The organism is Faecalibacterium sp. Marseille-P9590, from assembly GCF_017377665.1.
Taxonomy (GTDB): domain Bacteria; phylum Bacillota; class Clostridia; order Oscillospirales; family Ruminococcaceae; genus Faecalibacterium.
Genome location: NZ_JAFREF010000002.1, coordinates 343,234 through 362,122, shown reverse-complemented (window position 1 = coordinate 362,122; position 18,889 = coordinate 343,234). Strand labels below are relative to the sequence as shown.

Genomic DNA, 18,889 nt, shown 5'->3' with positions numbered 1-18,889 from the left:
AGAACCGCTATGGATGCCGCACGTTATTTTGAAGAGATGCATCTTGCCATGTCCAGCCAGAAGCCTGAGTACCGCCTTGTGCTCAGCGTCAAGGTCCAAGACCTCGGAGGCGCAGACGCTTATCTCGAGCTGCGGCAGGAGCCGGTCAGCGGCAAGGCCCGGGTGTTCTATTCCACGATGGGACGTCAGAAGCTGAACTTCCAGCTCGTCCGCAAAGGGTGGCAGAGCTGCCACAACGCCTCGGGCGAGCTGACGGGGCGCTTCCCCGCCACCGCCGACGGTCTGCTGGCCCAGACGGATTTCTCTGCTTTTGTCCGGGACGACGCCCTCGACAGCGGCCGGATGGCGCGCATTCTGGATGTTCTGGCCCATACTGCCGGTGGTTGTGGGACGGTCTCCCCTTCTGCTGCCCGGGAGGGTGCGCTCATCACGGTGGAGCGGTTCGTGGGCCGTCCCGCCCATTGGAGCTATTGGAGCACCCGCGCCGCAGAGCAGCTGAACATCGCGGCCATCCTCTGCTGGCTGGGCGACTACCTCGCCGGGGCCGAGCGCCGCACCCTGCAGAGCTGCCCGGAGGCCATGCAGCTTGCCGCCGCATGGCAGGCCGCGCTTTTCACTCCCCTGCCCCAGACGGCCCAGCGGCCTCAGCCTGTACAGTCCCGGCCCGTCCGCCGTGCGCCTGTGGTCGAGAACAAGCGCTGGCAGAGCATCCTCGCCGTGCTGGCGACGGTGTAACAGAAAGGCCTCCCGCATTGGGAGGCCCATCGCCGTATCCGGCGCGCATTCGTTCATATTTTCAGTTTCGAGAAATCGGTGCAGAGATATTCATAGAGCTTGTCAACGGCCTGAAATCCCATCTTCGCATACAGTTCCTTCGGTGTATCCTCGGAGTCAGCGTGAAGATACAGGATCTCTCCGCGCTCCTGCGCCTTTTCGGCAATATGCTTCATCAGGGTCATGGCGATGTACTGGTGCCGGAAATCCTCGTCCACCAGCAGGCCGTCCATGCAGACATACCCATCGGATGCGAAAATATAGCAATCACCCACCAGCTTCCCGCCCAGATACGCGCCGAGGTAGGTCAGCTTTTCCCGGAGGTTCCGGTTGTTCCGCACGGTAAAATCATCTCCGTACAACGGGCCGTAGTATTTCAGTTCGTGCTGTTCCAGCTGGTCTGCGTCCGGGGCCTTGATCGAGACGTCCGGGTTCGTTTTCCAGCTGCGGATGTCTGTTTCCGGGGGCAGAACCATCGTCAGGGTCTCTTCGCACTCCATGCCGAATGCATCGGCCAGCGGCTCGTACCCTTCCAGCTTGAGGAAGGTGTCTCCCCGCTCTTTCTGGTAGGCCAGCGCGGCCCGGACTTCATCTTCCGAGGGCTGGCTGTAATAGCAGAACGCGTTGTGGTCGTATTTATCGCGCAGCTCGCTGTCCTCCCGCTTGGTCAGATGCTCTGAAACGGTGTGAGACGCGGAAAACAACCGGTAAAAGCTTTCATCGGTCTTTCTTGTAGGGTTCATTGCGCTCCTCCAAAACTTATCGCTCACTTCCACCCCCGCGCCGAGGGGTCGAGCATCTCGGCGGCGGAGTAGATAAGGGCATTGCAGATGGCCGCAGCGACGTTGCTGCCGCCCTTGCGGCCCATCGCCACGATGGCCGGTACATCATGCTTTTCGCAGACGGCGAAGAGCCGCTCCTTGCTCTCCACCACGTTCACAAAGCCCACCGGCACACCGATGACCAGTGCGGGCCGCAGGCCGCTTTCGATTTGTTCTGCAATCGTCAGCAGAGCCGTGGGCGCGTTGCCGACGGCGAGGATGGCCCCGGGATGCTCCTGCGCTGCCTTTTTCATCGCTGCGACGGCCCGGGTGGTGCCAGCCTCTTTTGCGGCGGCGGCCACCTCGGGGTCAGCCATATAACAGCAGGCCGTGCCGCCCAGCTTCGCCAGACCGGGTTTGGTGATGCCGGCCAGCGCCATATTCGTATCGGTCACGATGACGGCCCCGGCGTGGAGGGCCTTGACGGCCTGCTCCACCGCGCGGGGGGTGAAGTGGAGATTCCGCGCATAGTCGAAGTCGGCGGTGGTGTGGATGACCCGCTTGACCACGGCTTCGTGCTCGGGCGGCGGGGTCAGGCCCATCATTTCCAGCTCTTCGGTGATGATGTGGAAGCTCGTCCGCTCAATGTCAGCAGGTAAATGATGCTGCGGCGTCAATATTCTATCCCCTTTCGTGCTTTTATCCCCTTCTGGTAGGGGTGGCGGTGGCATTTCATCTCGGTGGAGTAGTCGGCGGCGTCCAGCATCCACTGGGGCGGCGTGTGGGCCGTCAGGACGCACTCACACCCAGCAGGCCGCTCCAGAACGGCCTTTTTTAATAGATCGACGTCCACCATATCCAGCTCTTCTGCGCTCCCGGCTTCGTCCAGTATCAGCAGGTCGGCAGGCTGTGCTATGGCGGCGGCGAGGTTCTGGTTTTGCAGTTCCCGGGTCGCGGCCTTTTCCTCCGGCGTCATCTGAAAGACGAATTTCTGCCCGGCCTTGCCCCGGTAGATCTCCGCGCCAAGCTGGGCCAGAAGCGGTATCTCGCCGCTGTTCCCTCCCTTCAAAAACTGGACGATGACCACCCGCTTCCCGGACCCCAGCGCACGGAGCGCAAGACCCATAGCGGCGGTGGTCTTCCCCTTTCCGTCGCCCCAGTACAGATGCAAAAGTCCCTGTTCCATTCAGCGCCTCTCCATTCCCATCGCGGCATACACCGCGTCCATATCCAGCGCCCCGCGCACGCCGTCGGCCAGGATGTCGAACTGCTGGCGGCGGTACTCTTCCATCGGGATGAGGGCCGCGTCGGAGGGGTCGATGCCCTTCCGGCGGCAGAGCCAGCCCGCCAGCGCCTCGGTCAGCGTGCCAGTGTCGAACAGACCGTGGAGGTAGGTGCCGAATACATTGCCCTGCACACAGCCTTCCCGGCCTCCGTCGGGGTAGTGGGCGAAGGGTCCGCCCTCAGCCTCGGTCACGCCGGTGTGTATCTCGTAGCCTTCCAGCTCTGCACCCGCAAAGGGGGCGGCGGCGGTCGCTTTGACCTGTGCGCGGCGCTTCTGCTCGCTGAACACGGTCCGGGTGGGCAGCAGACCCAGCCCCCGCAGAGTCTGCGGCCGGCCACTCTCGCTGCCGGTGGGGTCGTCGAGGGTCTGGCCCAGCATCTGGTAGCCGCCGCAGACGCCCAGCACCGGCGTGCCTTTCGCGGCCAGCTTGAGCAGAGCCGTTTCCAGCCCGCACTGCCGCAGCCAGAGCAGGTCGTCCACCGTGTTTTTCGTGCCCGGCAGCAGGATGAGGTCGGGTGCGCCCAGCTCATGAGCGTTCGAAACATACCGCACACCCAGCAGCGGGTGCTGTTCCAGCGGCATGAAGTCCGTAAAATTGGACAGATGCGGCAGACGGATGATAGCCGCATCCAGCGGCTTTTTGCCGTCCCGCATCTCGAGGCGCTGGCTCAGGGAGTCCTCGTCCTCGATGTCCACCTTCAGGTACGGTACGACGCCCACCACGGGCAGATGGGTCTTTTCTTCCAGCATCGAAAGGCCGGGGCGCAGAATTTCTACGTCTCCACGGAATTTATTGATGACGAGTCCCTTGATGCGCCGGCGTTCTTTTTCTTCCAGCAGCTCCACCGTGCCGTATAGCTGGGCGAACACGCCGCCCCGGTCGATGTCGCCCACCAGAAGCACCGGCGCGTCCACCATCTCGGCGAGGCCCATGTTCACGATGTCCTCGCTCTTGAGGTTGATTTCCGCCGGGCTGCCCGCGCCCTCGATGACAATGACGTCAGCCTCCTCGGCGAGGCTGTCATACGCCTTCAGGATGTCCGGCACCAGCTGCCGTTTCGTGCGGAAATACTCCGACGCTTTCATCTGGCCCCGCACCTCGCCGTTGACGATGACCTGACTGCCCACGTCACTGCTGGGCTTCAGGAGGATGGGGTTCATCCGCACGTCCGGCTCGACACCGGCGGCCTGCGCCTGCACCACCTGCGCCCGGCCCATCTCGAGGCCGTCCTTGGTGACGAAGCTGTTCAGAGCCATGTTCTGGCTCTTGAACGGCACGGCGCGCAGGCCGTCCTGCGCAAAGATGCGGCAGAGCGCCGCGCAGAGCAGACTTTTGCCTGCACCGCTCATCGTACCCTGCACCATGATGCATTTTGCCCTGCTCATCCCAGCACCTCTTTCATAAGTTCCAGCAGCCGGGCGTTCTCGGGGGCCGTGCGCACCGCCGTGCGGTACCACTCCGGCCCGAGGCCCGGATAATTCGCGCAGCTGCGCACCTGTGTTCCCAGCGGGCGAAGCCTCTCATTCAGGTCGGCGGGCGCGCGGAAGAGCAGATAGTTTGCCTTTCCGTCGATGACCCGCAGACCCAGCGCCCGCAGGCCCGCCGTCAGAACGGGCCGCTGCCGGGCGATGAGCGCGCGCACCTCGTCCACATAAGCGGTTTCTTTCAGGGCCGCGACGCCTGCCGCCTGCGCCAGACTGGACACGGCCCACGGCTGGCCCGCTGTCTGCATTTTTTCCAGAAGCGTTTCGTCGCCGCAGAGGCAGTAGCCCAGCCGGACGCCGGCCATGCCGTAGAGCTTGGTGAAAGCTTTCAGGATGACGAGGTTTCCACTTTCCAGCAGAGGCTTCGCAGTCCACCCGTCGGCGTCGGGCAGAAAGTCCAGAAAGCACTCATCTACGGCCAAAATCGTGCGGCACTCCCCGCACCGGCGCAGCAACTTTTTCACCAGTTCGGGTGAGGCCAGCTGCCCCGTCGGGTTGTTCGGCTGGCAGAGGAACACCATGTCGATGCTCTCGTCCACGGCGTCCACGAGGGCGTCCGTCGGGGCGAAATCATTCGTTTCATCGAGGAAGAATCGTTTCACTTCGCACCCCACCGTATCCAATGCAGAGGCGTACTCGGCAAAAGTCGGGGCTGTCACCAGCGCCTTATGGGGCTTTACGGCCCAGACCAGCCGGAAGATGAGGTCTGCCGCGCCGTTGCCGCAGAGGATACGCTCCTGCGGCACACCCTCGGCCCGGCTCAGCGCCGCCCGCAGGGTGCGGCAGAGGGGGTCGGGGTAGCGGTCGGCCAGAGGCAGTGCATCCCGGATGGCCTGCGCCACCCCTTCGGGCAGACCGAGTGGGCTGACGTTCGCCGAAAAATCCAGCGCGTCGCGGCCAAAGCGTTCGCGGTAGCCCATCCAGTCACCGCCGTGGACCAGTTGTTTCATCCCAAGAACCCCCGTATTGCACATCCAAACGCCAGCGCAAACCCGCTGGCTACATACATCATCCGATCTGCCCGCAGAATATCCTCCGGCTCGATGGGCCGCAGCGGATCGCCGATGGTGGGCTTCGGATAATATTCCCCGAAATAGTAGGCCGGCCCGGCCAGCTGAACGCCCAGCGCGCCCGCGCAGGCGCTCTCAGTCTGGGCGCTGTTGGGGCTTGCGTGATTGCGGCGGTCCCGCCGCCAGATACGCCATGCACCCTTGGCGTCATTGCGGGTGAACGCCGCCGCCATGATCCAGAGCAGCGCCGCCAGACGGCTCGGGATATAGTTCGCCACATCGTCCAGTTTTGCAGCGGCGCGGCCAAAGTAGAGATATTTTTCGTTTTTGTAGCCCAGCATACTGTCCATGGTGTTGATGGCCTTGTAGGTCAGGGCCAGCGGCGCACCGCCCAGCAGCATATAAAGCAGCGGCGCAATGACGCCGTCGCTGGCGTTCTCGGCCACCGTCTCCACCGCCGCTTTGGTCACGCCCTCGGCGGTCAGAGCTTCCGTGTCGCGGCCCACGATGCGGCTCACGGCCTTCCGGGCAGCGGGCAGGCTGCCTTTTTTCAGCTCGACATAGACATTCGTGCTCTCCTGCGCCAGTCCCTTTGCAGCCAGCGCCTGCCCGCACCAGAACATCTGGACGGCCAGCCCCAGCAGCGGGTGAAGCATCGCCGCGCCCCAGCAGACAAGGCCCGTGAACAGCAGCGTTCCTACCGGCAGGCAGAACGCCAGCACCGCGCCGCCCAGCAGCTCGCCCTGAGGCGTTTTGGGCAGGCGGGCGCGGAGGAATTTTTCCAGCCGGGAGATTGCTTTGCCCATGTACACCACCGGGTGGGGCAGCCACGCCGGGTCGCCGAAAATGGCATCCAGCACGAAGCCTCCCAGCACAGCCCAGTCTGTCATCATACGCCGGCCTCCGCGTCTTTCGTGTACTGCACGGTCTTCACGAGGTGGAGCTGGCGCTTCTCGGCCCAGTCGGCGGCATCCAGCACATAGCCGCCCGCGTTGGGGCCACACCACGCATAATAACCGCGCCTGGGCAGGGCGTACCGCTCCATGGCCGCCATCTGGGTGCCGCCGTGGGCCAGGATGACCAGCAGCTCTTCGCCGTCGGCCAGCGCCTTGTCCACCAGAGCAGAGAAGGCATTGCAGATGCGGTTCGAGAAGTCGTCCTTCCGCTCACCGTCGGGGCATTTGCTCTCGCAGTTGGCCTGCACCCACGCCTGATAATCGGCGTCGTGCTCCATCTCGACGTAGTTTTTGCCCTCGAAGCTGCCGAAGCACATCTCCTGCAGGTCCTTCACGACCACGAGCTCTGCCTCCGGGAAGAGCACCCGGGCCGTCTGGGCCGTCCGCTGCAGCGGGGTGATATAGACCACCTTCGGGTCGATGTCGGCCCGGCGCAGCTGGCTCAGACCCTCCGCCGAGAGCGGGATGTCGCGCTGGCCCTGATAGCGTTTCTGGGCGTTGTATTCGGTCAGGCCGTGACGCAGCAGATAAATCAACATTGGGGTAATTCTCCTTTCAATACTGTCGGAATGCCGCAGAACATCTGCACCACGCAGTCGGCGCGCTCTGCCAGCAGGCAGGCCAGCCGTCCGGCGGCCTCCCGCCCGGCGCGCTCCTCAGCATCCATCGGGACAACACCGCCGCCGACCTCGGTGGCGATGACAATATCATATTCCGCCAGCTCCCGGGCCAGCGTTTCGAGCTGCTCCGGGGTCTGAGTCTCGGCGGCGGCGTCCTGCACATCGGCGATGACGCTGCCCCGGAAGTTCCGCGCAAAGGTGCGCTTGCCGCTGTAGAGCGGCCCTGTGATGAACATCATTTACAGCACTCCTCCCCACTGGCTGACGGCCAGCGCCGCCAGCATCCACAGCTCGGCCCGCTGTAAAAACCACCCGGCCAGGTCGCCGGTGATGCCGCCAAACTGCTTTTTTGCCACGAAATAATAGCGCCACAGCGCCAGAAGCGCTGCTGCCGCCAGCCCGCCGCCGCCCAGCGCCGTCAGCGCCAGGATGAGCAGAGCCGACAGGCCGCAGAGAAAGCGGCAGACGGTCTGCTTGTCGGCCGCTGTGGCAAAAGTATGGGCGAGGCCGGTGTCTTTCGCCAGCGGGAACGCCGCCACGGCAAAGCCCGACAGCGCCCGCTCCAGCACCAGCGCCAGCGTCCAGCACAGGCCCGCCCGGGGTGTGAACCGCACACTGCCGCAGAGGCCGAAGTAGGCCACAAAGTAGCAGCACAGCCGGATGACAGCGAAGGCCCCACAGTGGGAGTCTTTCAGAATTTCAAGCTTTTTTTTCCGGTCGCCGTAGCTCGAGAGGGCGTCCGAGGTGTCGGCATAGCCGTCGAGATGGATGCCGCCGGTGACGGCCACCGGCACGAGGCAGAACGCCGCCGCCCGGGCCAGCTCCGGCAGGGGCAGGACGCCGCAGAGGCACCACAGCACGCCGCACACCAGCCCGATGAGGGGGAAGGCACACATGGCGTACCGCATATTTTTTTCGTTCCACTCGAACTGCGGCACCGGCAGGGCCGAAAACATCGCAAAGGCCACCGCGATGGTCTGCAAAACAGTCACAGCTTTTCTCCCCCTTTGTAGTACACCGGCAGGCCGCAGACCACCCGGCAGACGTTGTCCGCCCGGGCGGCGAAGGCGTTGTTCACCTGCGCCAGCGCCAGCAGATACTGGTCGGTGTCGCCTGCGTAGTCGGCACCGCCGCTGAACACCTCGTTCGATACGACGATAAGGTTATCACACCCGGCGGCGAGGCGTTCCAGCCCGTCCAAAACGGCCTCGGCGGTGTGCTTTCCTGCCCCGCCGGGGCTGTAAAGCTCGTTGGCGACGAGGTTGCCGAGGTCTTCCAGCAGGACGGTCCCCCGGCCGGGCAGAGCCAGACGGTCGAGGTGGAGCGGGCATTCCAGCGTTTCGAACTGCTTTTGCGCCCGCATTTTCCGGTGCTTTTCCACCCGGGCGGCGCACTCGGCATCCCTGACCTGCATGGTGGCGAGGTAATAGCGGGGCAGGCCGGTCTTGAGCACAAGGCTCTCGGCGTAGGCGCTCTTGCCGCTGGCCGCGCCGCCGAGCACCAGCGTCAGCATCCCGCACCCCCCTGCGGCGTGTAGGCTTTGATGCCGCCCTCTTCAAAGGAATAACAGCCATCGTAGACGGCCAGCGCCATGTCCCACAGCGGAATGGCGGCCACCGCGCCGGTGCCTTCGCCCAGATGCAGGCCCGCCGTGATGAGGGCTTTTTTGTTCAGAGCGTTCAGCACCAGCTTTGTGGCCGGCTCGGTGGAGCAGTGGCTTGCAAAAACAGCCTTGGCCGCTGCCGGGCAGAACCGGACAGCGCAGAGCGCCGCCACACAGCTGATGAAACCGTCGGCCAGAACCGGCACACCTTCCATCGCCCCGCCGAGGAAGATGCCGCAGAGCCCGGCAATATCGAAACCGCCCAGCTTCGCCAGCACGTCCAGTGCATCGGCAGAGTCGGGCTGATTTTTTGCGATGCCGCGATGGATGGCGTCGATCTTCCGGGCAAGCCCCTCGTCCGAAAGACCCGCGCCCCGGCCTGTCATCACTTCGACGGGCTGGCCCAGCAGCACAGCGGCCACGGCGCTGGATGTCGTGGTGTTGCCGATGCCCATCTCACCGGTAGCCAGCAGGCCGACGCCCGCTTTCTTCTGCTCCTGCACCAGCCGGATGCCCCTGCCGATGGCCTCCACAGCTTCAGCCCTGCTCATAGCCGGGCCGAGGGTGAAGTCCGCTGTGCCGGGGGCGATGCGGCAGTCGAGGACGCCCGGGACCGGGTCGCCCGCGATGCCCATATCCACCGGCACCACCTCGCACCGGGCGGTCTGTGCCATCCGGCAGACGCTGGTGCGGCGGGCGGCGAGGTTCTCAGCCACGGCGCGGGTCACGCTGCTGTCGGTCTGGCTGACGCCCTGGGCCACCACACCGTTATCGGCGCAGAGCACCAGCACCGCCCGGCGGGAAATATCCAGCTTTGCGCTGCCGGTAAGGGCGGCGGCGTCCTCGATGGTCGTTTCCAATCTACCCAGCCCGCCCAGCGGCTTTGCAAGGCTGGCCCAGTGGGCGTGCGCCGCCGCCCGGGCGGCTTCGTCCGGCGGCGTGATGGCCGCACAGAGGGCGGCGAGTTCTGTCTCAGTCATGGTCTCTCCTGTAATTTTCAGCCGCGGCGGCAAAGCGCTGCGGCAGGGGCGTACCCGCCCAGTACAAATGCGGGAAGCCCGCATAGAAATGCTCGTTTACAGATCCGCACCGCCACTCTGCGCCGCCCACCGGCTTTTTTGCCACGAGAGCCACGCCGTTGGCGGTGGAATCCCAGTGGTGGAATTCGTGGATGGGAAAGCTCTCCCCGGCCCGGAAGAGCATACTGTCCGAGTCTGCGCTCAGCGCGGCGTAGCCGAAGCGGACGAGACGTCCGGCATCTTTTGCTTCGCCCGGCAGAACGCCCACCATCGGCCAGCTTTGCCCCTCGGCGTCCGTGAGGCTCCGCCCCAGATAGAGGAAGCCCCCGCACTCGGCCGCCGTGGGCAGACCGGACTCGATTTTTTGCTTTATCTCGCGCAGAAGCGAGGTATTTTCACTCAATTCTCTTGCGTGAAGTTCCGGATAGCCGCCGGGCAGATACAGCCCGCCGATGTTTTCCGGCAGAGCCGTGTCGCGGAGGGGGCTGAAAAAGACCACCTCTGCCCCGGCGTCCCGGAAGGCTTCCAGCGTCTCGGCGTAGGCGAAGCAGAACGCCTCGTCCTGCGCCACGGCGATGCGGACGCGGGCCGGAGGCGTCTCCGGCTGCACCGGCAGGACGGGCGGTTCCTTTTCGCAGAGGGCCAGCAGGCGGGGCCAGTCGATGTGCTCCTCCGCCGCGTCGGCCAGAAGGGCCAGCTTCTGCTGTAAATTTTCCACTTCCGCCGCCGTGTAGAGGCCCAGATGGCGGGAACCGATGACGGCCTCCGGGAGTTTCGGCAGAAAGCCCAGCACCGGCAGACCCGTCTCTTCTTCCAGCATCGGGGCCAGCAGAGCGTGCATCCGTGCCGTGCAGTTGTTCAGCAGGATGCCTGCGATGTGACTGGGAGTGCGGAAGTTTACGAGCCCGTTCAGCTCTGCGGCCAGCGTCAGGCTCTGACCCTTCGGCTCCACCACCAGCAGCACCGGCAGGCCCAGCGTGTCGGCCAGATGCCACGCACTGGCCCTGTCGCTGACGCCCCCGAGGCCGTCGTAAAAGCCCATAGCCCCCTCGCACACCGCCGCACCGTGGCCGGCGGCCCCCTTCGCGTAGAGGGTGCGCACCGTCTCGGGCGCAGAAAAAAAGAGGTCGAGGTTGCGGCTCTCCACCCCCAGCACGGCCCGGTGGAACATGGGGTCGATGTAGTCCGGCCCGCTCTTGAAGGCGCAGGGCGCACAGCCCCGCCGCTTCAGCGCCATGAGCAGGGCGCAGGTCATGGTGGTCTTGCCGCTGCCCGAGCGGGGCGCCGCCAGCAGAAACTGTATCATGTCATTCTCCTGTGATGAGGTAGATGGGGTTCTGGGCCATCATGAGGTGCAGTCCGCCCACGGCCCTGGCCCGGCTGACGGCGATCTGGCTCACCTGCACGGTCCGGCCTTTGGCCGTCAGCGCGGCCACCGCCGCCGAAAGGCTCTCAAGGGCGATGGCCGACACGCAGATGCGGGCGTCGGGGTTCTTATCCAGCGCGGCGTCCACGATGGCGGCAAGGCTACCCTTGCTGCCGCCGATGAAAACAGCGTCCGGCGCGGGCAGGTCCGAAAGCGCGGCGGGGGCAAGCCCCTCCACGAGGACGAGGTTCCGGGTCCTGAATTTTTCGCGGTTGGCTTTGATGAGCGCACAGCCCTCCGGCCTGCACTCCACTGCGTAGACCCGGCCCCGGGGCGCGGCCAATGCCAGCTCCACGCTGACGCTGCCCGTCCCGGCCCCCACGTCCCACAGGATGTCTTCCGGGCGGACGGCCAGCTTCGCCAGCACAGCGGCCCGGACTTCCTGCTTGGTCATGGGGACGTCGCCCCGCTCGAAGGCTTCGTCCGGCAGGCCCGGGGCGCGGCGGGGCAGCACCTCCGCCGCCTCCACGAGAAGGACGCTCAGGCTGTTGAAGCGGCCTGCGGCCAGCTCTTTGACGCTGCCGCGGAAGATCTTCTCTTCCGGCGTGCCGAGGCACTGGCCCACAACAGCCTGCACGTCCCCGAAGCCCTCTGCCGCCAGCTGGGCGCAGAGGGTGGCGGGGTCTTCGCTGCCGCCGGTGAGGAAGAAGGTGGGTCTGCCCTGCATACACTCGGCCACCGGGTCACAGGTGCGGCCATGGGCCGAAACAAGGTTCCACCCCTGCCACGGACGGCCCAGCGCCGCCGCCAGCAGCTGGATACTGGAAAGGCCGGGCAGCACCCGGGCGCGGACGCCGAGGTTCTCCAGCTTTTCCATCATGGAGGACGCGCCGGAGTAAAAGCCGGTGTCGCCGCTGTAGACCAGCACGGCGTTCTCTGCGCCGGAAGTCTGCAGCAGCTCTGCCACCTCGTCGGGGCGGTAGGCGGCGGCGCGGTTCTCGGTGCAGCCGGCAGGCAGAACTGCCAGCAGACGCCGTGCGCCCAGGATGAGGTCGGCCTGCCGCAGTGCGGCCAGGCCCTGAAGGGTCAGGTTCTCCGGCTGGCCGGAGCCCATGCCGATAAGTGTCACGTTCATCTTATCATCTCCTTGCAGCGTTTCAGCACCTCGGAAGCCGTCTCGCCCTGCTCGGGCGGGCGGCGGATGACCACCAGCTGCGCCCCGGCGGCAGAGGCGGCGGCGGCTTTTTCGTCGAAGCCTCCGGCCGCGCCGCCGTCCTTTGTGACGAGCCAGCGGATATGGAACTGCTCCATCATGGCCTGATTGAGGGCAAAGCTGAAGGGGCCCTGCATGGCGATGATGTTGCGGTGGGGGATATTCGCCGCCTCGCAGGCCGCGATGCTTTCCAGCGTGGGCAGGACACGGGGGTAGAGCCGCTCGGGCGGGATGGCCGCAAACTGCGCCAGCTCCTTGGCCCCGGTGGCCAATAGAAGGTTGCCCTCTTTTGCGGCCAGCGCCTCGGCTGCCTGCTTTGCGCTCTCAAAGACGAGACAGTTTTCCGGCAGCGGACTGGCCGGACGCAGCAGGCGGAGGTATCCTACCCCGGCCTTCTCTGCCGCTGCTTTGATGTTCTTGGTCGCCTCCACTGCGTAGGGGTGGGTGGCGTCGATGCAGAGGGCGGAATCCCCCAAGAGCGCGGCCATCTCATCGGGCAGGAGCCGCCCGCACCGGACGGTGACGCCGGGGGTGCTCCCCTGCTCTTCCTGCCCCAGCGGGGTGGCCACGCTGACGGTGACTTCGATGCCCAGCGCCGCCAGCTGGCGGGAAAGCTCCCGCCCCTCGGTGGTGCCGCTGAAAACGACGACGTTCATCGGCGGTACCCCCGCGGCGTGACCATCCGCCCGCTCAGCGCGCGAGTGGCGGCGCTGCCCACAAAGACGGTGGTGAACATATCCACCTCGGTGTCCCGGAGCTGGCTGAGAGGCAGGATGTGCTTTTCCTGCCCTTCCCGGCCGATGTTCCGCACATAGCCGCAGAGGGTGTCCGGGGCTTTGCCGTTCGCCAGCAGGACGTCCACGGCCCGGCGCAGATAGTCCGGGCGGCCCTTGGACGAGGGATTGTACAGCGCCAGTGCGAAATCGCCCTGGGCGGCGCAGACCAGCCGCTTTTCGATGACCTCCCACGGCGTGAGACGGTCCGACAGCGAGATGACGCAGAAATCGTGGGCCAGCGGCGCACCCAGCACCGCGCCGCCGCTGAGGGCGGCGGTCAGGCCGGGGACGACCTCCACGTTGACATCCGGGTACTCTTCGGCCAGCTCCAGCAGCGGGCTGGCCATGCCGTAGACCCCGGCGTCGCCGGAGCAGACCAGCGCCACGTCCCGACCCGCCCGGGCGGTATCCAGCGCCCAGCGGCAGCGGTCGATCTCCCGGGTCATGCCGGTGGTGTAGCACTCTTTTTCCGGGTAGAGGGGGCGCACAAGGTCGATGTAGACCGTATAGCCGCACAACACCTCGGCCTGCTGCAAGGCGCTCTGCGCCTGCACGGTCAGAAACTGTCCGCCGCCGGGGCCAAGCCCCACGACGAACACGGTCTTTTTACTCTCACTCATTGCTCTGTCCTCCAATCGGGTGCAAAGGGGCGGACGGCCAGCGCCAGCGTCACGCCGCCGCCTGCCGTTTTGGGCAGAAGGAGCATCCCGCCCGAGGCTTTTACCGCCGAGCGCTCACAGACGTTGTCCACGCCGGTGACACTTGCCACAAAGGCCGACGGGGTGAACTGTCCCGGCACGGCCCGCAGTTCGTCGGCCGGATAGAACGTGATGGGCCAGCCGTGGACTTTGCAGAACTCTGCAAGCCCCGGCTCATCTTTTTTCAGGTCGATGCTGGCGGCGGCGCAGACCGCCGCCGGGCTGAGGTCGGACGCGGCACAGAACGCCGCAAAGGCTTCTTCCAGCTGCTGGGCCGTCGTGCCGCGGCGGCACCCCACCCCCAGCACCCCGATGCGGGGGACGAGGTGGAGCGCCCTGCCCTGCGGCGTGAGGGTCAGGGCGAAGTCGGCGGCTTCGGGTGCGTCAGTTTTTTCCACGCCGGCGGGGATTTCCCCCGCCACCGGCCACGGCGACCAGTACCGGACAGTCTGCCCGGCCAGCAGGGCGCCGCTGACGCGCTTGATGCGCTCCGGTTCAAGGACAGCGCAGTTCTGGGCCTTGGCCCAGAGGTCCACGGCGAAGAGACCGTTGACGTCGGTGGCCGTCGTGATGACCGGCACCGCGCCGCACGCTTTTGCCAGCGCCCGGGCCAGCGCGTTGGCACCGCCCAGATGGCCCGACAGGAGCGGCACGGCGAAGTTCCCGCCCTCGTCCACGACCACCACCGCCGGGTCAGCGGCCTTGCTCTTGCAGTGGGGCGCGATGGCCCGCACCGCGATGCCCACAGCTCCTACAAAAATCAGGGCCTCATCCTGTGCAAAATGCTCCGCCGTCCAGCCTTTCAGGGTCACGTCTCCGCCGCAGCGGCTCACGCTGCCGGGCAGAGCTTCCGCCAGCCGATGGGCCAGCGCCTCGCCTTTTGCGGTGAAGGCCAGATATGCCCGGCTCACTGCCCGGCCTCCGTCCCCTGCCGGAACTCGGTGGTAAAGGCGGGGTCATAGAGCTTGCTGCGCTCGTAGTTTTCGCCCAGAAAGTCGCCCACGACGATGAGGGCGGTCTTGGTGATGCCGTTTTTGCGGGTCTCCTCGGCCAGTGTGGAGACGGTGCAGCGCACCACCTTCTGCTCGGGCCAGGTGGCCTTATAGACCACAGCGGCAGGGGTATCGGGGCGGTAGCCGCCGCTCTCGAGAAGGGCCTGCTGGACTTTGTCCACCAGCCCGATGGAGAGGAAGATGACCATGGTAGCCCCGTGAGCGGCCAGCTTTTCCAGCTGTTCGGCCTCAGGGACAGGAGTGCGGCCCTCCATCCGGGTAATGATGACGGTCTGGCTGACGTTGGGCAGGGTGTACTCGGCACAGAGCGCCGCCGCCGCGCCGCAGAAGCTGGACACGCCCGGGGTGTCGTCATAAGGGATGCCGTCAGCATCCAGCGCGTCCATCTGCTCCCGGATGGCCCCGTAGAGGCAGGGGTCGCCGGTGTGGAGGCGGACCGTGGTTCCGCCGGCCTTTTCGGCGGCACGGATGGTGTCCAGCACCTGTTCCAGCGTCATCTCGGCGCTGTTATAGATGGCACAGCCGGGCTTCGCCAGCCCCAGCAGGGCCGGGTTGACGAGACTGCCCGCGTAGATGATGCAGTCGGCATCGGCCAGCAGGGCCGCGCCCCGCCGGGTGATGAGGTCGGGCGCGCCCGGCCCGGCTCCTACAAAATGGACCATATCTTACCCCTCCTTCACCAAAATCGTTGCGAAATAGCCCGCCGACCGGGCCGGGTCGTAATCGGCCAGGTCGGGCCAGACCTCCTCGTTCGGCAGGCCGCAGTTACAGACCATCGCGCTCCAGCTCAGAAGCCCGGCGTCGGCCAGCGCGGCCAGCGTCTCGGGCAGCTGACGGCCCGATTTCATCAGCACTTTCGCGCCCGGTGCGGCCAGCACCTCAGCGGCGCAGCGCCCCGGGGCGATGGTCAGCGGCTGCTCCATGCCGCCCGTCAGGGACTGGCCCAGCCGGGCCGCAGCGGCGCAGAAGCTCGTCACGCCGGGGAGCATCACGGTCTTGCAGCCCTCGGCCTCCAAGATCTCCTGCAGGTAGCCGAAGGTGGCGTAGACGGACACGTCACCGAGGTTGAGCATGGCGACATCCTGCCCGGCGTCGAGATATTCTTTCACGGCCCGGGCCGCCTCGATGTGGGCGGCTTTCTGCACCGCCGGGTCAAGGCTCATGGCGAAGCGCAGCGGCAGGATGGTCTTGCCGCTCAGCTCCACCGCACCTTTTGCGATGTCCAGCGCCAGCATCCCGCCCTTCGGGGTCTGGGGCGCGGCGATGACCGGGCAGTTTTCGAGGCGGCGGACAGCCTGCAGGGTCATGAGCTCGGGGTCGCCCGGGCCGACGCTGACGCCGTAAAAAGTGCCTATCCGTTTTTCCATTCGTCCAGCAGCTCCTTTGCAGTTCTGGTCTGGCCCAGCGGGCCGTATTGATTCGAGAAAAGCACCGCGCCCACCCGGAACGCCCCGGCGGCGCGGCGGTCGAGGTGGAGCTGGATGGCGTCCAGCAGGCTGGACAGCACCGGCTCTCTCATCTCTGCTTTGTCTAATATCTCCATGCAGGCGTCGGTGGTGGCTGCGTTCATCAGGGCCGCGCAGACGTCCCTGGACGCACCGCAGAGGGCGGCGTGGGCGCAGAGCAGCTCGGTGCGGCAGTCGGCTGTGCGGGAGTGGGTGTTCATGACGCCGCCCGCCAGTTTGACCAGCTTGCCGATGTGGCCCACCAGCACCACCTCTTCGAAGTGGGATGCCGCCGCCATATCCATCGTATCCCCGATGAAGTTCGAGGTCTTGACCACCGGGATATTCTTTAGGGCGGGCATCTTCTCGTGGAGATAGTCGAGGCCGTAGTTGCCCGGGGCGAGGATGAGCCGCCGGGGGCTGACCGCCCGGAGCGCCGCCTGCCCCATTTCCAGCTGGATGGTGTCGAGGATGGCCTGCTGGCTCATGGGCTCGACGATGCCGCTGGTGCCGAGGACGCTGAGGCCCCCTTCCACGCCCATGTGGGGGTTGAAGGTGCGCTTCGCCGTCTCAGCCCCGCCCTCGATGGAGATGGTGACGTCAAAGCCGCCCGCGTACCCGGCAGATTCGGCCTCCTTTTCCAGCGCTTCCGTTATCATGGCCCGGGGGACGTGGTTGATGGCGGCTTCGCCCACGGGCTGGTCGAGACCGGGCTTTGTCACCCGGCCCACGCCCTCACCACCGTGGATGCGCACCTCGCCGGACAGCTCGGGCCGGAGAGCGACATCGGCGATGACCGGCAGACCGGTGGTCACGTCCACATCGTCGCCGCCGTCCTTCCGGATGGCGCACTCAGCCCCCTCACCGGACAGGCGGCAGAAGATGGGCTCCACCTCCACCACGATGCCCTTCGGGGTGCGGAGGGCCACCGTCTCGGGGGTGCGGCCGGTGAGCAGCAGCCGTGCCGCGCCCGCCGCGCCCAGCGCCGCGCAGGTGCCGGTGGTGTAGCCGCAGCGCAGGAGCTTCTGGCCGCTGCGGACGTAGTGCTCGAAGAGCGGGCGCTTTTCCTCCGGCGCTTTTTCTTCGCCGTAGAGAAATGCGTACTGCTCATCGGTCAGAGCATAAATTTTGCAGATGTTTTCCCGGGCAAAGGCCTCTTCCGGCGTCATGACGTCCGAGACGCCCGCCGCCGAGACGCAGACGACCTTGTCGGAAACTTTCTGCGCCAGCTCCAGCTCGTGGAGGCTGAGGATGACGGCCATCTTCTTGTCCCGGGCGAGGCTTTTCAGGATGGCCAGCAATTCGGCCTTGCCCTTGATGTCGAGGAAAGACGTAGGTTCGTCCAATAATATCAGCTCCGGCTGCTGGCAGATGGCCCGAGCCAGCAGGACGCGCTGGCGCTGGCCGTCGCTGATGCGGTTGAAGTCCCGGCCCGCCAGCGCCTCGGCCCCCACGAGGGCCAGCGCGGCATGGACCTGGCGCTTATCTTCCGCCGAGAGGACACCCAGCCGCCCCGTGTAGGGGTAGCGCCCGGCGGACGCCATCTCGAAACAGGTGGTCAGCTCGGTGCGGCGGGTGTGAGGCACCATCAGGGCCATTTTGCGGGCGCGCTCCGGGCCGGAGTAGTCCGCGAGATTTTTGCCGTCCAGCAGCACAGCGCCCCCCTGGGGGGCCAGCTGCGCTGCCAGTGTCTTGAGCAGGGTGGATTTTCCCGCGCCGTTGGGGCCGATGAGGGTGAGGATGGTCCCCTTCCCGACGCCGAGTCCGATGTGTTCCATCAGGGACGTTTTGCCGTAGCCGATGGCAAGGTCCTCGGCGCGGCAGTAGAATTTCGGATCGCTCATTCCCGGCCCTCCTGTGTCTGGCGGCGCACCAACAGCCAGATGACCACCGGCGCACCGAAAACCGCCGTCACCGAGCTGATGGACAGCTCAGTGGGCGCGAACAGGCTGCGGGCGATGAGGTCGCAGAGCAGACAGAACGCTGCCCCGCCCAGACAGCAGCCCGGCAGGACATAAAGGGGCTTTGCGCTGCCCAGCAGGTTCTTGACCAGATGCGGCACCGCGATGCCCACAAAGGAGATGGGGCCTGCAAAGGCCGTCACGCAGGCGGAAAGCAGGCTGGAAAGCAGCACGAGGGCCGTCGAGAAGGCCCGCACCGGTACGCCGACGCTCCTGGCGTAGCTCTCGCCCATCTGGTAGGCCGCCATGGGCTTCGAGAGCAGGAACGCCGCCGCCAGCGCGGGCAGCACCACGCAGGCCGCTGCACCCACATTGGCCCAGGTCATGCCGGAAAAGCTGCCCATCGACCAGTTGTGGAGATTGACGATGTTGGAGTCCTGAGCGAAAGTCACCACGATGTCGGTGACAGCCGAGCAGATATAACCGATCATGATGCCGCAGATGACGAGGATGCTCATCCGCGGCACCCGCCGGGCCACCACCAGCACAAAGGCCATCGCCGCCATCGAGCCTGCAAAGGCGGCGATGATGAGGGTGGCCGAGCCAGTGAGCAGCCCCTGCTGTAAAAACACCACCATCGTCAGGGCCACTGCCAGCTTTGCGCCGCTGGACACGCCCATGACGAAGGGGCCGGCGATGGGGTTGGCGAAGAAGGTCTGCAGGAGGTAGCCTGCAGCCGAGAGGGCCGCGCCCAGCAGCACGACCATGACCGCCCGGGGCAGACGGAGCTGGAGCACGATGCCCACGGCCAGCGCATCTTCGTCCCTGCCCAGCAGAGCCGCCGCCACCGCGCCGGGCGTCAGGGACACACTGCCCCAGAACAGGTTGAGTGCAAACAGCACCGCGACCCCCACCGTGAGGGCGAGGTACGCGAGGCTGAGGCGGCGGGTGGTGGTCATGACAA

General features: G+C 65.9%; 21 protein-coding genes. 1 reads left to right on the top strand and 20 read right to left on the bottom strand.

The annotated features are described in order from the left end of the window. The first annotated feature begins 9 nt into the window (after nt 1-9). Complete coding sequence (locus J3349_RS04325; RefSeq protein WP_207676545.1) at nt 10-735, top strand: hypothetical protein; 726 nt, start codon at nt 10-12, stop codon at nt 733-735. A 53-nt stretch (nt 736-788) separates the two neighbouring features. On the opposite strand, the gene J3349_RS04320 is transcribed toward J3349_RS04325, so the two are convergent. Genes J3349_RS04320 through J3349_RS04225 form a run of 20 tightly spaced genes read right to left on the bottom strand, consistent with a single transcriptional unit; the run spans nt 789 to nt 18,884 of the window. Then, nucleotides 789-1,517, bottom strand: a complete 729-nt coding sequence (locus tag J3349_RS04320) for a GNAT family N-acetyltransferase (RefSeq protein WP_207676544.1) — start codon at nt 1,515-1,517, stop codon at nt 789-791. Between the two features lie 23 nt (nt 1,518-1,540). Further along, nucleotides 1,541-2,212: a precorrin-8X methylmutase gene (locus J3349_RS04315; RefSeq protein ID WP_242699494.1), complete on the bottom strand. Its 672-nt coding sequence runs from the start codon at nt 2,210-2,212 to the stop codon at nt 1,541-1,543. Then, nucleotides 2,209-2,721 carry a cob(I)yrinic acid a,c-diamide adenosyltransferase gene (locus J3349_RS04310; protein ID WP_207676542.1) on the bottom strand — a complete coding sequence of 171 codons (513 nt, stop codon included), beginning with the start codon at nt 2,719-2,721 and terminating at the stop codon, nt 2,209-2,211. Before J3349_RS04310 ends, J3349_RS04315 begins: the two co-directional genes overlap by 4 nt. After that, on the bottom strand, nt 2,722-4,206 hold the full coding sequence (locus J3349_RS04305; protein ID WP_207676541.1) for a cobyric acid synthase: 1,485 nt from the start codon (nt 4,204-4,206) through the stop codon (nt 2,722-2,724). It lies immediately after the preceding gene. Next, entirely contained in the window at nt 4,203-5,255 is a 1,053-nt protein-coding gene (locus tag J3349_RS04300; protein WP_207676540.1) for a threonine-phosphate decarboxylase, read from the bottom strand. Before J3349_RS04300 ends, J3349_RS04305 begins: the two co-directional genes overlap by 4 nt. Then, entirely contained in the window at nt 5,252-6,205 is a 954-nt protein-coding gene (gene cbiB, locus J3349_RS04295) for an adenosylcobinamide-phosphate synthase CbiB (protein ID WP_207676644.1), read from the bottom strand. Before cbiB ends, J3349_RS04300 begins: the two co-directional genes overlap by 4 nt. Continuing rightward, complete coding sequence (locus J3349_RS04290) at nt 6,205-6,810, bottom strand: histidine phosphatase family protein (RefSeq protein WP_158396832.1); 606 nt, start codon at nt 6,808-6,810, stop codon at nt 6,205-6,207. Before J3349_RS04290 ends, cbiB begins: the two co-directional genes overlap by 1 nt. Continuing rightward, nucleotides 6,804-7,130 (bottom strand): bifunctional adenosylcobinamide kinase/adenosylcobinamide-phosphate guanylyltransferase, encoded by a 327-nt coding sequence (locus J3349_RS04285; RefSeq protein WP_158389605.1) that lies wholly within the window; start codon nt 7,128-7,130, stop codon nt 6,804-6,806. The genes J3349_RS04290 and J3349_RS04285 overlap by 7 nt, the downstream gene beginning before the upstream one ends. Next, a complete protein-coding gene (locus tag J3349_RS04280) occupies nt 7,131-7,883 on the bottom strand; it encodes an adenosylcobinamide-GDP ribazoletransferase (RefSeq protein WP_207676538.1) in 753 nt (250 codons plus the stop codon). It lies immediately after the preceding gene. After that, on the bottom strand, nt 7,880-8,404 hold the full coding sequence (locus tag J3349_RS04275) for a bifunctional adenosylcobinamide kinase/adenosylcobinamide-phosphate guanylyltransferase (protein WP_207676537.1): 525 nt from the start codon (nt 8,402-8,404) through the stop codon (nt 7,880-7,882). The genes J3349_RS04280 and J3349_RS04275 overlap by 4 nt, the downstream gene beginning before the upstream one ends. Beyond that, entirely contained in the window at nt 8,398-9,474 is a 1,077-nt protein-coding gene (gene cobT, locus J3349_RS04270; protein WP_207676536.1) for a nicotinate-nucleotide--dimethylbenzimidazole phosphoribosyltransferase, read from the bottom strand. The genes J3349_RS04275 and cobT overlap by 7 nt, the downstream gene beginning before the upstream one ends. After that, nucleotides 9,467-10,819 carry a cobyrinate a,c-diamide synthase gene (locus J3349_RS04265; RefSeq protein WP_207676535.1) on the bottom strand — a complete coding sequence of 451 codons (1,353 nt, stop codon included), beginning with the start codon at nt 10,817-10,819 and terminating at the stop codon, nt 9,467-9,469. Before J3349_RS04265 ends, cobT begins: the two co-directional genes overlap by 8 nt. Nucleotide 10,820: 1 nt before the next feature. Further along, nucleotides 10,821-12,014, bottom strand: a complete 1,194-nt coding sequence (gene cbiE, locus J3349_RS04260; protein WP_207676534.1) for a precorrin-6y C5,15-methyltransferase (decarboxylating) subunit CbiE — start codon at nt 12,012-12,014, stop codon at nt 10,821-10,823. Continuing rightward, entirely contained in the window at nt 12,011-12,748 is a 738-nt protein-coding gene (gene cobK, locus J3349_RS04255; RefSeq protein ID WP_207676532.1) for a precorrin-6A reductase, read from the bottom strand. The genes cbiE and cobK overlap by 4 nt, the downstream gene beginning before the upstream one ends. After that, nucleotides 12,745-13,488 carry a precorrin-3B C(17)-methyltransferase gene (cobJ, locus tag J3349_RS04250; RefSeq protein WP_207676531.1) on the bottom strand — a complete coding sequence of 248 codons (744 nt, stop codon included), beginning with the start codon at nt 13,486-13,488 and terminating at the stop codon, nt 12,745-12,747. The genes cobK and cobJ overlap by 4 nt, the downstream gene beginning before the upstream one ends. After that, complete coding sequence (locus J3349_RS04245; RefSeq protein WP_207676530.1) at nt 13,485-14,477, bottom strand: cobalt-precorrin 5A hydrolase; 993 nt, start codon at nt 14,475-14,477, stop codon at nt 13,485-13,487. Before J3349_RS04245 ends, cobJ begins: the two co-directional genes overlap by 4 nt. Then, complete coding sequence (gene cobM / locus J3349_RS04240; RefSeq protein WP_158405512.1) at nt 14,474-15,241, bottom strand: precorrin-4 C(11)-methyltransferase; 768 nt, start codon at nt 15,239-15,241, stop codon at nt 14,474-14,476. The genes J3349_RS04245 and cobM overlap by 4 nt, the downstream gene beginning before the upstream one ends. Nucleotides 15,242-15,244: 3 nt before the next feature. Then, nucleotides 15,245-15,946 carry a precorrin-2 C(20)-methyltransferase gene (gene cobI / locus J3349_RS04235; RefSeq protein ID WP_207676529.1) on the bottom strand — a complete coding sequence of 234 codons (702 nt, stop codon included), beginning with the start codon at nt 15,944-15,946 and terminating at the stop codon, nt 15,245-15,247. Then, nucleotides 15,931-17,868: a cobalt-precorrin-5B (C(1))-methyltransferase CbiD gene (gene cbiD / locus J3349_RS04230; protein ID WP_207676528.1), complete on the bottom strand. Its 1,938-nt coding sequence runs from the start codon at nt 17,866-17,868 to the stop codon at nt 15,931-15,933. The genes cobI and cbiD overlap by 16 nt, the downstream gene beginning before the upstream one ends. Then, the gene (locus J3349_RS04225; protein WP_207676527.1) at nt 17,865-18,884 is read right to left on the bottom strand and encodes an iron ABC transporter permease; all 1,020 of its coding nucleotides are present in this window, start codon (nt 18,882-18,884) and stop codon (nt 17,865-17,867) included. Before J3349_RS04225 ends, cbiD begins: the two co-directional genes overlap by 4 nt. Nucleotides 18,885-18,889 lie beyond the last annotated feature (5 nt).